The sequence below is a fragment of the Pseudomonas sp. NPDC087814 genome, assembly GCF_044742865.1.
Classification (GTDB): domain Bacteria; phylum Pseudomonadota; class Gammaproteobacteria; order Pseudomonadales; family Pseudomonadaceae; genus Aquipseudomonas.
Map to the genome: position 1 here is coordinate 134,104 of NZ_JBIUVK010000003.1, position 13,487 is coordinate 147,590.

General features: G+C 61.2%; 12 protein-coding genes. 11 read left to right on the forward strand and 1 reads right to left on the reverse strand.

Features of this window, described 5'->3' with window-relative positions; genetic code table 11:
• Positions 1 to 92: 92 nt before the first annotated feature.
• The gene (locus tag ACIOMR_RS03990; RefSeq protein ID WP_023658829.1) at positions 93 to 881 is read right to left on the reverse strand and encodes a M949_RS01915 family surface polysaccharide biosynthesis protein; all 789 of its coding nucleotides are present in this window, start codon (positions 879 to 881) and stop codon (positions 93 to 95) included.
• Positions 882 to 1,350: 469 nt separating this feature from the next.
• Between ACIOMR_RS03990 and arnC the strand changes: the two genes are divergently transcribed.
• From arnC to ACIOMR_RS04045, 11 genes are all read left to right on the forward strand, one after another.
• Positions 1,351 to 2,385: an undecaprenyl-phosphate 4-deoxy-4-formamido-L-arabinose transferase gene (gene arnC / locus ACIOMR_RS03995; RefSeq protein WP_003217633.1), complete on the forward strand. Its 1,035-nt coding sequence runs from the start codon at positions 1,351 to 1,353 to the stop codon at positions 2,383 to 2,385.
• Positions 2,382 to 4,373: a bifunctional UDP-4-amino-4-deoxy-L-arabinose formyltransferase/UDP-glucuronic acid oxidase ArnA gene (gene arnA, locus ACIOMR_RS04000; protein WP_401192370.1), complete on the forward strand. Its 1,992-nt coding sequence runs from the start codon at positions 2,382 to 2,384 to the stop codon at positions 4,371 to 4,373. Before arnC ends, arnA begins: the two co-directional genes overlap by 4 nt.
• Positions 4,373 to 5,257, forward strand: a complete 885-nt coding sequence (gene arnD / locus ACIOMR_RS04005) for a 4-deoxy-4-formamido-L-arabinose-phosphoundecaprenol deformylase (RefSeq protein WP_401192373.1) — start codon at positions 4,373 to 4,375, stop codon at positions 5,255 to 5,257. The genes arnA and arnD overlap by 1 nt, the downstream gene beginning before the upstream one ends.
• Positions 5,254 to 6,909, forward strand: a complete 1,656-nt coding sequence (gene arnT / locus ACIOMR_RS04010; RefSeq protein ID WP_401192376.1) for a lipid IV(A) 4-amino-4-deoxy-L-arabinosyltransferase — start codon at positions 5,254 to 5,256, stop codon at positions 6,907 to 6,909. Before arnD ends, arnT begins: the two co-directional genes overlap by 4 nt.
• Complete coding sequence (arnE, locus tag ACIOMR_RS04015; protein WP_003217625.1) at positions 6,906 to 7,253, forward strand: 4-amino-4-deoxy-L-arabinose-phosphoundecaprenol flippase subunit ArnE; 348 nt, start codon at positions 6,906 to 6,908, stop codon at positions 7,251 to 7,253. Before arnT ends, arnE begins: the two co-directional genes overlap by 4 nt.
• The gene (gene arnF, locus ACIOMR_RS04020) at positions 7,250 to 7,663 is read left to right on the forward strand and encodes a 4-amino-4-deoxy-L-arabinose-phosphoundecaprenol flippase subunit ArnF (RefSeq protein ID WP_003217623.1); all 414 of its coding nucleotides are present in this window, start codon (positions 7,250 to 7,252) and stop codon (positions 7,661 to 7,663) included. The genes arnE and arnF overlap by 4 nt, the downstream gene beginning before the upstream one ends.
• Positions 7,660 to 9,039, forward strand: coding sequence for a UDP-glucose/GDP-mannose dehydrogenase family protein (locus ACIOMR_RS04025; RefSeq protein WP_008433443.1), 1,380 nt, complete (start codon positions 7,660 to 7,662; stop codon positions 9,037 to 9,039). Before arnF ends, ACIOMR_RS04025 begins: the two co-directional genes overlap by 4 nt.
• A gap of 3 nt (positions 9,040 to 9,042) precedes the next feature.
• Entirely contained in the window at positions 9,043 to 10,665 is a 1,623-nt protein-coding gene (locus ACIOMR_RS04030) for an ArnT family glycosyltransferase (protein ID WP_401192380.1), read from the forward strand.
• A 521-nt stretch (positions 10,666 to 11,186) separates the two neighbouring features.
• On the forward strand, positions 11,187 to 11,366 hold the full coding sequence (locus tag ACIOMR_RS04035) for a type VI secretion system contractile sheath small subunit (RefSeq protein WP_256344058.1): 180 nt from the start codon (positions 11,187 to 11,189) through the stop codon (positions 11,364 to 11,366).
• A gap of 176 nt (positions 11,367 to 11,542) precedes the next feature.
• A complete protein-coding gene (locus ACIOMR_RS04040; RefSeq protein WP_102604350.1) occupies positions 11,543 to 12,259 on the forward strand; it encodes an HPP family protein in 717 nt (238 codons plus the stop codon).
• A gap of 124 nt (positions 12,260 to 12,383) precedes the next feature.
• Entirely contained in the window at positions 12,384 to 13,487 is a 1,104-nt protein-coding gene (locus ACIOMR_RS04045; protein ID WP_177021109.1) for an enoyl-CoA hydratase/isomerase family protein, read from the forward strand.

The following is a 13,487-nucleotide window of genomic DNA, read 5'->3' on the forward strand; positions in this document are numbered from 1 at the left end:
CTTTGGATTAAATATGTCGACTAACCATCTGTTTAATCGACATATTTAGTGAATTGGCGAGCGCCGAGTCTAGCGCAGGTCAATCCCCGGGGCTATTCCTGATCGTCTTCCGCCGGGGCTGGCGTCTGCTGCTGGCTCCAGTCGGTGTCCTGCTTCTGCATCAAGGCAAACCAGTGCTGGCGCATGAACTCCAGGTACGGTTTGGGCGCCTTGGCAAAATCTTCTTCGTCGCCGTAACAGCCAGGAAGCGGCAGCTCGGTACCCTGCTCCTTGTACTGGCTGACCAGCGCCTGTTGGGCGGCGATGCTGCAATCCTTGGGCAACGGCATGCCTTGCAGGGCGCCGGCGTCTTCATCCCACCAGCTGGCGCCATAGCGGTCGATGCCGCGCAGGCGGTACTTCTGCGACTTGCCGATGTGCATGATCAGCTTGAAATCATTGGGACTGACGTCACTGGTGCAGGTGCGGCTATACCCCACGGTGACCTGGCTGATGCCATCGCCCAGCAGGTCGGTGACCCGGGTGGCGTCGCTGTTGAAGTGCGCGCCGGCATCGAACTCGCAATGCTGCACGTCGTCGTAGAGCATCCACAGGCGCTTGGGCCGGTCACCGTCGAGCAGGTACTGGGCGGCGTAGACAAAGGCAGACTGCGCACCGTCGTCGTCGCGTTCGCTGACTTGCTCTGCGAGTACCAACAGGTTCTTGCCCTGTTTGTCGCTCCAGACGAAGGCGCCGACCTGTTTACCCCGCACTTCTACGCCATCGGGCACCTGGTCGATGGACGTCAGTGCCACGCCGTCATCGGCCCGCACACTCGTGGCCCAGGCCACCGTCATCAACAACACCATCAACATTGGCCGTAAACGCTGCACGCTATTCATCCGACTGCCCTGGCAAGAGATGGCTTACTTTACCGGCACTTGCGTGGCATTGCAGAGAAGATTCTTCAGGAACCTGCCCGCGTGAAGAAAAAGGCTACCGCCCCTTCTCCCCTCATCGGCACGGCGTTGTCCGTGCTTCTGCTGTTTACCTGAACCCTAGCTGTCTACCTGCCAAAAAAACGACTTTTTCATCTGCGTTTCATATTCGTTGAACATTTTTGCGCTTAATCTTGGCGGCACGACTTGAGAACGAACCGTACTTTGCAGGTTAACTCGTTGATTCCGCTTTACCTTTGAGCATTTTGGTCTTTACTCACGTAAGCCATGGAAGACCCACTGTGACCTGTCAGGACTGTCGAATGAATGCCACAAATCAACGCTATCTTTGATCGGATGCCCGGCATCCGAGGCTGACGATAACTGCTGTCTTTACGCTCCAAGTTGCTCTAACCCCCGAGGTAATGAATCTTTGAAACCCTATCCAATTCATTGCGTGTCGATCGTTATCCCGGTCTACAACGAACAAGAAAGCCTGCCTGAACTGCTGCGCCGCACCATGGCCGCCTGCAAACAACTGGCTTACGAATACGAAATCATCCTGGTGGACGACGGCAGCCGCGACAACTCCGCGCAATTGCTGGAAGACGCCGCCGCGCTCGAAGGCAGCAATGTGGTGGCGGTGATCCTCAACCGCAACTACGGCCAGCACGCCGCGATCATGGCCGGCTTCGAGCATTGCCGGGGCGACGTGGTGATCACCCTGGACGCCGACCTGCAAAACCCGCCGGAAGAAATCCCGCGTTTGGTCGAACAGGCCGCCCTGGGCTATGACGTGGTTGCCACCGTGCGCAACAACCGCCAGGACTCGGCCTTCCGCCGCTGGCCGTCGCGCCTGATCAACCTCGCCGTGCAACGCTCCACCGGCGTGGCCATGAGCGACTACGGCTGCATGCTGCGTGCTTATCGCCGCACCATCGTCGACGCCATGCTGGCCTGCCGCGAGCGCAGCACCTTTATCCCGATCCTGGCCAACAGCTTTGCGCGCCACACCACGGAAATCCTGGTGCATCACGCCGAGCGTGAACACGGCGAGTCCAAATACAGCCCGATGCGCCTGATCAGCCTGATGTTCGACCTGCTGACCTGCATGACCACCACGCCATTGCGCCTGTTGAGCATCGTCGGTTTCAGCCTGGCGGCCCTGGGCATGCTCTTCGCCTTTGCACTGATCGTGCTGCGTATCGCTTTCGGCTCCGGTTGGGCCGGCGACGGCATGTTCGTGCTGTTCGCCGTATTGTTCGTGTTCACCGGTGGCCAGTTCATCGGCATGGGCCTCCTGGGTGAATACCTGGGCCGCATGTACAGCGATGTGCGGGCCCGCCCACGGTTCTTTATCGAAAAAGTGCTGCGCAACCAACCGGCAGCACCGGCCGAGACCTTTACGGTCGACGGCCTGACGTCCTCCCACACCTCTACTTCTCCTTCCGATCAGGTTTCGTCATGAATTCAAAAGCTGTTGTCTTCGCTTACCACGATATTGGCTGTGCTGGCATTGAAGCCCTGCTCAATGCGGGTTACGAAATTGCTGCCGTGTTCACCCATGCCGATGATCCCAAGGAAAACAATTTCTACGGTTCCGTCGCCCAGCTGTGCGCCCGCAATGGCATCCCGGTACACGCCCCGGAAGACGCCAACCACCCGCTGTGGATCGAGCGCATCGCCAAGCTGAACCCGGACTACATCTTCTCGTTCTACTACCGCAACCTGCTGAGCGAAGCCCTGCTGGCCACCGCCAAGAAAGGCGCGTTCAACCTGCACGGCTCCCTGCTGCCTAAGTACCGTGGCCGCGCACCGGCCAACTGGGTGCTGGTGAACGGCGAAACCGAAACCGGCGTGACCCTGCACCGCATGGTCAAGCGTGCCGATGCCGGCGCGATCCTGGCCCAGCAGAAAGTCGTGATCGAGCGCACCGACACCGGCCTGACCCTGCACGCCAAACTGCGTGACGCCGCCACCAACCTGCTGCGCGATGCCCTGCCGCAACTGGCTCAAGGCAAGCTGACCGAAACCGCCCAGGACGAAAGCAAGGCCACCTACTTCGGTCGTCGCACCGCCGCTGACGGCAAACTGGATTGGAAAAAACCGGCTGAAGAGCTGTTCAACCTGGTTCGCGCCGTTACCCAACCGTACCCGGGTGCCTTCTGCGCCGTGGGCGAGCACAAGCTGATCGTCTGGAACGCCGAAGTCGTCAAGGGCAACGAAGGCCTGGCGCCAGGCCGCGTGATCAGCGTCAACCCGCTGCGCATCGCCTGCGGTGAAGACTCCCTGGTGGTCAAGTTCGGCCAGCGCAACGAGAACGGCCTGTACCTGGCCGGCCCGTCCCTGGCGGATGAACTGGGCCTGGTGGACGGTTCCGTACTGCGCGGCGCCGAGTCCGGCCGCAAGCCCCGTCGTACCCGCGTGCTGATCCTGGGTGTGAACGGTTTCATCGGTAACCACCTGTCCGAGCGCCTGCTGCGTGACGACCGTTACGAAATCTACGGCCTGGACATCGGCTCCGACGCCATCGAGCGCCTGCGCAGCCACCCGAATTTCCACTATGTGGAAGGCGACATCAGCATCCACTCCGAGTGGATCGAGTACCACATCAAGAAGTGCGACGTGGTCCTGCCGCTGGTGGCCATCGCCACCCCGATCGAATACACCCGCAACCCGCTGCGCGTATTTGAACTGGACTTCGAAGAGAACCTGAAACTGGTTCGCTACTGCGTGAAGTACAACAAGCGCGTGATCTTCCCGTCGACCTCCGAAGTGTATGGCATGTGCCAGGACCAGTACTTCGACGAAGACACCTCCAACCTGGTGGTGGGCCCGGTCAACAAGCAGCGCTGGATCTACTCGGTCTCCAAGCAACTGCTGGACCGCGTGATCTGGGCCTACGGCGACAAAGGCCTGAAGTTCACCCTGTTCCGTCCATTCAACTGGATGGGCCCGCGCCTCGACCGCCTGGACTCGGCCCGTATCGGCAGCTCCCGCGCCATCACCCAGCTGATCCTGAACCTGGTGGAAGGCACGCCGATCCGTCTGTTCGACGGTGGCGAGCAGAAGCGTTGCTTCACTGACATCGCCGACGGTATCGAAGCCCTGGCGCGCATCATCGATAACGACAACGATAACTGCAACGGCCAGATCATCAACATCGGCAACCCGGAAAACGAAGCCAGCATCCGTCAGTTGGGCGAAGAACTGCTGCGTCAGTTCGAAGCTCACCCGCTGCGCAGCAACTTCCCTCCGTTCGCCGGTTTCCGCGACGTGGAAAGCAAGGCGTTCTACGGCACCGGTTACCAGGACGTGGCGCACCGCAAGCCAAGCATCGAAAACGCCAAGCGCCTGCTGAACTGGGAGCCTACCGTGGAGATGAGCGAAACCATCGGCAACACCCTGGATTTCTTCCTGCGTGAAGCCATGCTCGAAATCGCGGACAAGCGCTGATGCAAGCGGGTCTACGCATCGACGTCGACACCTACCGAGGCACCCGCGAAGGGGTGCCAAGGTTGTTGGAGTCGCTTGATGAAGCCGGGGTCAAGGCGACCTTCTTCTTCAGCGTCGGGCCGGACAACATGGGGCGCCACTTGTGGCGCCTGATCCGCCCGCAGTTCCTGTGGAAGATGCTGCGCTCCAACGCGGCCGGTTTGTACGGCTGGGACATTTTGCTGGCCGGCACCGCCTGGCCGGGCAAACCCATTGGCCGCGACCTGGGGCACCTGATGCGCCAGGCCAAGGCCGCCGGGCATGAAGTCGGGCTGCACGCCTGGGATCATCACGGCTGGCAAGCCAACACCGGGCGCTGGAGCGATGCACAGCTGATCGAGCAGATTCGCCGTGGCGTCGACACCTTGAGCGACATCCTCGGTGAACCCATCGACTGCTCAGCCGCCGCCGGCTGGCGTGCCGATGAGCGCGTGGTGCAAGCCAAGCAACAGTTCAATTTCCGCTACAACAGCGATTGCCGTGGTACCAGCCTGTTCCGGCCAACCCTGGCGGATGGCAGTGCCGGCACGCCACAAATTCCGGTGGACATGCCGACCTTCGACGAAGTCGTGGGCCCGGTGGTGGCCGCCAAGGATTTCAATAGCTACATCCTCGACCGCTTCAAGCCGTCGAAGCTCAACGTCTATACGATCCACGCAGAAGTAGAAGGGATTCTGATGGCCAATGATTTTCGCCAGTTGCTCGCCCAGGCAGGGCAGCGCGGCATCGCGTTCAAACCGTTGGGCGACCTGTTGCCCGCCGACCTCACCACCCTGCCCCAGCAACACCTGGTGCGTGGTGCGTTGAGCGGCCGTGAAGGCTGGCTCGGAGTGCAAAAGGCATGATCCGGCGCTGGGCCCTGCCCCTGCTCCTGCTGGCCTTCGGGGTGTTCTACCTGATCCCGTTGGCCACCCACGGGCTGTGGATCCCCGACGAAACCCGCTATGCGCAGATCAGCCAGGAAATGCTGCTGACCGGCAAATGGGCCTCGCCACACTTCATGGGGATTCGCTACTTCGAGAAACCGGCGGCCGGTTACTGGATGATCGCGCTGGGCCAGGCGATTTTCGGGCAGAACCTGTTCGGCGTGCGTTTTGCCTCGGCCTTGAGCACTGGCTTGAGCATCCTGCTGGTGTATTTCGTGGCCCGGCGTTTGTGGAACGACCCGCGCAAGAGCCTGGTCAGCGCCGTGCTGTACATGAGTTTTGTCAGCGTCGCGTTCCTGGCGGGCTATGCCAACCTCGACCCGCAGTTCACCTTCTGGGTCAACCTGACCGGGGCGGCGCTGTGGTTCTGCTTCGACAGCACCACCACCCGCGGCCGGCTGTGGTCGTGGGCCTTGCTCGGGTTCGCCTGCGGCATGGGGTTCATGACCAAGGGTTTCCTTGCCTGGTTGCTGCCGGTGCTGATCGCCCTGCCCTACGTGCTCTGGCAAAAACGCATTCGTGAACTGCTCACCTATGGCCTGGTGGCCGTGGTGGTGGCGATTGTCGTGAGCCTGCCCTGGGCGCTGATGGTGCATGCCCAGGAACCGGACTACTGGAATTTCTTCTTCTGGCACGAGCACATCCAGCGCTTTGCCGGCGACGACGCCCAGCACTCCGAGCCCTTCTGGTATTACCTGCCGCTGATGGTTGCGTTCACCCTACCGTGGATGGCGTTGCTGCCGTCCACCGTGAAGCAGGCATGGCTGGAAAAACGCAACAGCAAGGTCGCCTTCCTGCTGCTGTGGCTGCTGATGCCGCTGGCGTTCTTCAGCCTGGCCAAGGGCAAGCTGCCGTCGTACATCATGCCCTGCCTGCTGCCACTGGCGCTGCTGATGGGGCATACCCTCGCCGACAAACTGGCCCAGGCCCGTGGCCGCGTACTGCGCATCAACGGCTGGGTGAATCTGGTCATTGGCATATTGGCGTTGCTGGCCCTGACCTGGTTCCAGCTGAAAAAACCGGTGTACGAGCACGGCCAGGAAACACTCAGCCTGGTGCTGGTGTTCGTCTTCCTGTTCGGCTGGATCATCGCCAACCTGCTGCAAGCCGCCCGCCCGTTGCACATGTGGGCCGCACCGGTGATGGGCAGCTGGTTGCTGGTGGCGCTGGTGCCGGCCGCGTTGCCGCACTCGGTGGTTTATAACAAGACCCCCGACCAGTTCATCATCGACCACCTCCAGGAGCTGCAGCCGACCACTGCGTTGCTGAGCAACGACCTCGGCGCCGCATCGGCCTTGTCATGGCGCCTGCAGCGTCCTGAAGTGATGCTCTACAACACCGTTGGCGAAGTGAAATACGGCATCGCCTTCCCGGACACCGCTTACCGCAAGATCGATGCCGCCAGCGTCCAGCAATGGATGAGCGATGCGCGCAAGCAAGGCTCGGTGGGCGTGGTGATGCGGGTCAAGGGTGACGACGAGCGCCAGGAAGTGGACCTGCTGCCCAAAGACGGCAAGCGTTACGAGCAGGGCAATATCGTGATTCTGATCTTCCCGCAGAGCGCGCCATGACCACTCTGCTGCTGTTGTTAGGTGCCTGCCTGCTGACCTGCATGGGTCAGGTGTCCCAGAAGTTTGCCGTGGAAGGCTGGCGTGACCAGCCCGACGGTTGGGCTCTGAAGCTGCGCTCGCCGTGGCTGTGGTCGGCGCTGGTGTGCCTGGGCCTGGGTTTGCTGGTGTGGCTGCTGGTGTTGCAACGCCTGGAAGTCGGTATCGCCTACCCGATGCTGAGCCTCAACTTTGTATTGGTCACCCTGGTGGCGCGCTTTGTGTTCCATGAACACATCGATGGTCGCCACTGGTTCGGCGTGCTGCTGGTGATTGCCGGTGTGGTGCTGCTGGGGCGCCAGGTATGAGTCGCGCTCGCGGTTTTGCCCTGGCCCTGGGCAGCGTGGCACTGGTCAGCGGCGCGCAGTTGGGCATGCGCTGGAGCATGACGCGCCTGCCACTGCCTGCTGAATGGCTGACAGCACTCGACACGGGCGCCATCGACCTCGGCGCGCTGGGCGTGGTGATCCTGGCGATCATCGCCTATGCCCTGTCGATGCTCTGCTGGCTCGGCGCGCTCAAAGACCTGCCGCTGGGCCGCGCCTATTCGCTGCTCAGCATCAGCTACGCATTGGTCTACCTGCTGGCCGCCAGCCTGCCGGTGTTCAACGAACATTTTTCGCTTTCAAAAACTGCGGGAGTGGCCTTGGTCATTCTCGGAGTCCTGACTATCAACTCTCGTCGTGCTAGCACCACAAGTCCCAGGAATGCCCCATGAAAATCAGTGTATTTGGTAGCGGTTACGTCGGTCTCGTACAGGCCACCGTGTTGGCCGAAGTCGGCCACGATGTCATCTGCATGGACGTTGACGAGAAAAAGGTCAAGTTGCTGCAACAGGGCCATGTGAGCATTTTCGAGCCGGGCCTGGCGGCCATGGTCAAGGAAAACCTCGAAGGCGGACGCCTGACGTTTACCTATGACGAAAAACTCGCGGTCGAACACGGCGAAGTGCTGTTCATCGCCGTGGGTACCCCTTCGGACGAAGACGGCTCGGCCGACCTGAAATACGTGCTGTCCGTGGGCGATGCAGTGGCTCGCCACCGTATCGACCCGGTGATCCTCGTGGAAAAATCCACCGTACCTGTAGGCACTGGCGACACTTTGCGTGCGCACATGGAAAAAGCCCTGCGCATTGCCGGCCGCCACCTGGAGTTCGATATCGTCTCCAACCCGGAATTCCTCAAGGAAGGCTCGGCCGTTGCCGACTGCCGCCGCCCGGACCGGATCGTCATCGGCTGCGAACGTGAGGAAGTGCGCGAGGTGATGCGTGAGTTGTATGCACCGTTCAACCGCAACCACGACCGCATCATCTTCATGGACCTGCGCAGCGCCGAACTGACCAAGTACGCCGCCAACTGCATGCTGGCCACCAAGATCAGCTTTATCAACCAGATCGCCGAACTGGCCGAACACCTGGGCGCCGACATCGAAGCCGTGCGCCTGGGCATTGGTGCCGACTCGCGTATCGGCTACCACTTCATCTACCCGGGCTGTGGTTATGGCGGCTCGTGTTTCCCCAAGGACATGCGCGCCCTGATCCACAGCGCCAAGGCCGCCAACTGCTCCAGCGACCTGCTGGAAGCCGTGGAAGCCATCAACCAGCGCCAGAAGAGCAAGCTGTTCGAACGTGCCAATGCATTCTTCAAGGGCGACCTGCGTGGCAAGACCTTCGCCTTGTGGGGCCTGGCGTTCAAGCCCAACACCGACGACATGCGCGATGCGCCAAGCCGGGTGCTGATGGAAGCCTTGTGGGCCGCCGGCGCCAATGTACGTGCGTTTGACCCGGAAGCCATGCAGGAAACCCAGCGCATCTACGGTGATGACCCGCGCCTGATGCTGATGGGCACCCCGGAATCCACCCTGAGTGGCTCTGACGCCTTGATCATCTGCACCGAATGGCAACAGTTCAAGGCACCGGACTTCGACCTGATCCAGCAACGCCTGAAAACCCCGGTGATCTTCGACGGCCGCAACCTGTACGACGGCGAACGCCTGGCACGCAAAGGCATCCAGTACTTCCCGATGGGCCGCGGCGATTCCTGCAACTTGCCGATCCCCCAGCAAAACTGGGCGCCTCAGGCCGAGGAAGCCTGAGACGTGGACAAAGCTCATCGGTCCCTGCTCAGCCCGACGATCCGCCGCCACTCATGGATCCTGGGGCTGCTGGCCCTGATCCTGTTTGTCGCGGGCAACTGGAACCAGGCAATCATCGGCTTTGACTCGCGCTTCGTGCTGTTCGCCCAGGAGATGCTGCGCCACGGGCCGGGGTTCTTCCCGACCACGTACGGGCAACCTTATGCCGATTACCTGGCCACCTCGACGCTGCTGACCTGGCTGCTGTCGGTGCCCCTGGGGCAGGTCACCAGCCTGACGGCCTGGCTGCCCACGGCCATCGCTTCGGCACTGATCGTGGTGCTGCTCTACCGGCTGACCGCGCCCTACTCCCGGCGCTGGGCACTGCTGAGCATCGCGGTGATGCTGCTCAGCAGTACCTTCATCAGCGAAACCCGCGCGGTGTCCCTCGACCAGATGCTGGCGGCAGTGGCCCTGACAGTCTTCTACCTGGGTTACGCCCACGACCACTTCGGCGCCGGCAAGCGCCTGCACTGGCTGTTTGCGCTGCTGATCGTGGGGTTCGCGATCCGTGGGCCGATCGGCCTGGTGATCCCCACCGGCATGCTGTGCAGCTATTACCTGATCAATCGGCAATGGCGCCAGCTCTTCAGTTTCGGCCTGCTGGCGTTGGCGTTACTGGCGGCGTGCGTGGGCCTGCTGCTGCTGCTGGCCAAGCTCAGTGGCGGTGAAACGTTCATGCAGGACGTGATCCGCATGCAGTTCCTGGGTCGCATGGACGGCACCGAAGGCTCCGGCAGCGCGCTGTATTACTTCAGCAGTTCGCTGGGTAACTACGCGCCGGCGTATCCGTTGGCAATACTCGCGCTGATTGCGATTGTCGCCGGTGGCCGCGAGGACAAGGGCCCGGCGCTGAAACTGGTGCTGTACTGCCTCGCCGCCGGCTTGATCGTGATGATCGGCTTGTCGGTGCCCCAGGCGAAAAAAGCGCGCTATGTGCTGCCGATGCTGCCCCTGGCCGCGATCATCGCCGCGTATCCGTTCCAGGTGTCGCGGGGCAGACTGTTCGCCGGGCTGCGCTGGCTGATGCTGGGGTTGTGGACGGTCATTCCGGGGCTGCTGATCGCAGGCTTGTTCGTGGCGCGTCACCGCTTCCCCGAGCAGATTGGCAGCCTCAATCCGGTGTTCGGGATCCTGATTGCGATCCAGGTACTGGTGCTGGGCTTGCTGTTCAACCGGCGGCTTCGCTACGTGGGCCCGGCCTTCGCCGCGGTATTGGCGGTGTGGCTGGCGTATATCGTGATGGTCGAGCCGCTGGAGCGCCGGTTGTATGACACGCGCACCTTTACCCTCCAGGCCCACGCGCTGACCCAGCTACAACCGGCGCCGCTGGTATTGCACGCACTGGGCAAGGACGCAAAAGCCATCAAGTTCATGGTCAACCTCGATTGCGACCGGGTGCCGTTGTTTACCCAGTTGCCTGCCGACCTGGCGCCGATCCAGGCTCCTGCATGGCTGATCATGAGCCAGTCGGACTATGAAGCGTTGAGCGACCCGCGTTTTCGTTCACTGCAGCCGGTACTGACCGGCCAGTTCGACAAGAACCCTTACGTACTGCTGCATTTGATCAAACCCGCACAACCTTGATACAGGGCGCGGGATAAGCGGAACCAACCGCTTATCCCGCGCCAGTACATTCAGTAGTTATAAATCCAAGTGTATGTAAGAAACTTCTTTGCCCATTCAACTTCGAAACTTTTAGCGTAGCAACTATCGAGAAACATCCTACGCATCTATACGCTGCTACCGATAAGACGCCCTCTTCCCGCCCCTAGCCCTCGACTGTAGACTCGCCTGCAAAGCGAGTTAATTATTTAATACCTTTTAACTATTTTCAGAAGTTCCAAAGGTGCGGTGTAAGGCATTCCTGTTACTTTCGAAAGAAACTCGACGAACGTAGCAGCAAGCCATCAATCAAGACATGCCCCGCTTAAACGAACAGTCGAAATAACAATAAAGACCTTTTAAACAGCATTCAGCGCTGCCGTTTATTTCATTTAGAGGAATGTTTTGTGTCCGACCGTCGATTGCCCGACCCCTCAACCTCTGACGCTGTCGCGCCTTTGTCCCGCGACAGAGTCAATGCGGGTTACATCCCGCTGCCAAAACTGGATCGGCTGATGGAACTGCGTGATGCACTGGTGGTGCTCAAGGGGCCATTGGCCAACAATCCATCGCTGCGGGAAAATGTACAAAACCTGCTGATCAACGAGGAAACCGATGACCGTGTGCTGGGCAAGATCAGCAACCCCATGCCACCGCCAACCCGCCTGATACCGTTTGGCTGACACGTTTTACTGCAAAAATACTGCACTTGACCTGCATTAATATGCATTGGCAGCAGTCTTCATCGATTGGCACACTGCGCAGGTTCCTCCCCCAAATGCAGGAACTTCTTTAAAGGGCTTTTCCGGGAAACCAGGCAAGCCTTTTTTTTCGCCCGCTTTTCACGGATCGTCTGTCAATGCTCGCTCGCTGGTTACCCGCTGCCATCAATACCCGCCCTGCCGAATGGAGTCGTGCCGCCATCGGCATGGCCCTGGGCACACTGTTCAGCGTCTGGGTGTGCGCCCAGGTGTTCGGCACCGAGGTGGCCCTGCACCTGATAGGCCCGCTGGGAGCCTCGGCGGTGCTGCTGTTTGCCGTATCCTCCGGCGCGCTGGCCCAGCCCTGGTCGATCATCGGCAGCTACCTGTGTGCCGGGATTGTTGCGCTGCTGGTGGCCCGGGTATTGGGCCGAACGCTGGGCAGCGCATGCCTGGCTGCCGGGATGACCGTGATCCTGATCTGCTGGCTGCGCTGCCTGCATCCACCGGCGGGCGGCCTGGCCATGAGCCTGGTGCTGGCTGACCCTGCCTCGATTGCCATGGGCTGGCACGAACTTGCCGCAGTCATGCTGGGAGCCACAGCCTTGTTGGCCTGCGCGCTGGCCTACAACAACGCCACGCGCACGCGTTACCCCAAGGGCACCCGCGAACCGGCTGCGCCGATCTTTATGCCAATGGCCACCGAAAACCCCGGGATCAGCGCCGAGGACCTCAAGCAGGCCCTCGCCGAGCGCGAGCAGTTCCTGGACGTTACCCCGCAGGAGCTGGAAGAGCTGATCCAGGCCAGCGAGCGGTATGCCCGACGGCGCACCATCGGCGCGGTTTTCCAGCACCAGGGCCAGCCTCCTCCATAAGGCAAAAATGCAAAAACGACCTGCATGATTCCGACTTGTACTGGGCAAATTTGCACTGGTACGATCGCGAGATGGTTCGCCCGCGAACATCTTGATAAAGAACAATAAAAGCAGGGAGTTAGAGATGACTGCTCAGGTTTCATCCGAGGCAAGCAGCGCCGGGATTGTGCAAGACGAGGTCCTGGCGCACGTACGCAACCATATTGGCCACCTGACCCTCAATCGCCCCGCAGGCCTTAACGCCCTCACCCTGGACATGGTCCGCAGCCTCAGCCGGCATTTGCAGGCGTGGGCGGAGGATCCCCAGGTGCATGCCGTGGTGTTGCGCGGTGCCGGTGAAAAAGCCTTCTGCGCCGGCGGCGACATTCGCTCGCTGTACGACAGCTTCAAGAGCGGCGACACCCTCCACGAAGACTTCTTCGTCGAGGAATACGCCCTCGACCTCGCCATTCACAACTATCGCAAACCGGTCCTGGCACTGATGGACGGCTTCGTCCTTGGCGGTGGCATGGGCCTGGTGCAAGGCGCCGACCTGCGGGTGGTCACCGACCGCAGCCGCCTGGCAATGCCCGAGGTGGCCATCGGGTATTTCCCTGACGTGGGCGGCAGCTATTTCCTGCCGCGCATTTCCGGGGAACTGGGGATCTACCTCGGGGTGACCGGCGTGCAGATTCGCGCCGCCGACGCCCTGTATTGCGGCCTGGCGGACTGGTACCTCGACAGCACCCGGCTCGCCGACCTCGACCAGCGCCTGGACCGCCTGGAATGGCACGATTCTCCCCTCAAGGACCTGCAAGGCCTGCTGGCCAGCCTCGCGGTGCAACAATTGCCCGACGCCCCTCTGGCGGCGCTACGCCCAGCCATCGATCACTTCTTTGCCTTGCCGGACGTGCCGAGCATCGTTGAGCAATTGCAGCAAGTCACCGTCGCCGACAGCCATGACTGGGCATTGACCACCGCCAGCCTGATGCAGACGCGCTCCCCCCTGGCCATGGCCGTGACCCTGCAGATGCTGCGTCGCGGGCGCCACCTGCCGCTGGAGCAGTGCTTTGCCCTGGAACTGCACCTGGACCGCCAATGGTTTGCCCGTGGCGACCTGATCGAAGGCGTCCGCGCCCTGCTGATCGACAAGGACAAAACCCCTCGCTGGAACCCTCCAACCCTGCAGGCGTTGGAGGCTGATCATGTCGAAAGCTTCTTCCGCGACTTCGACAAGAACGGGAACTAA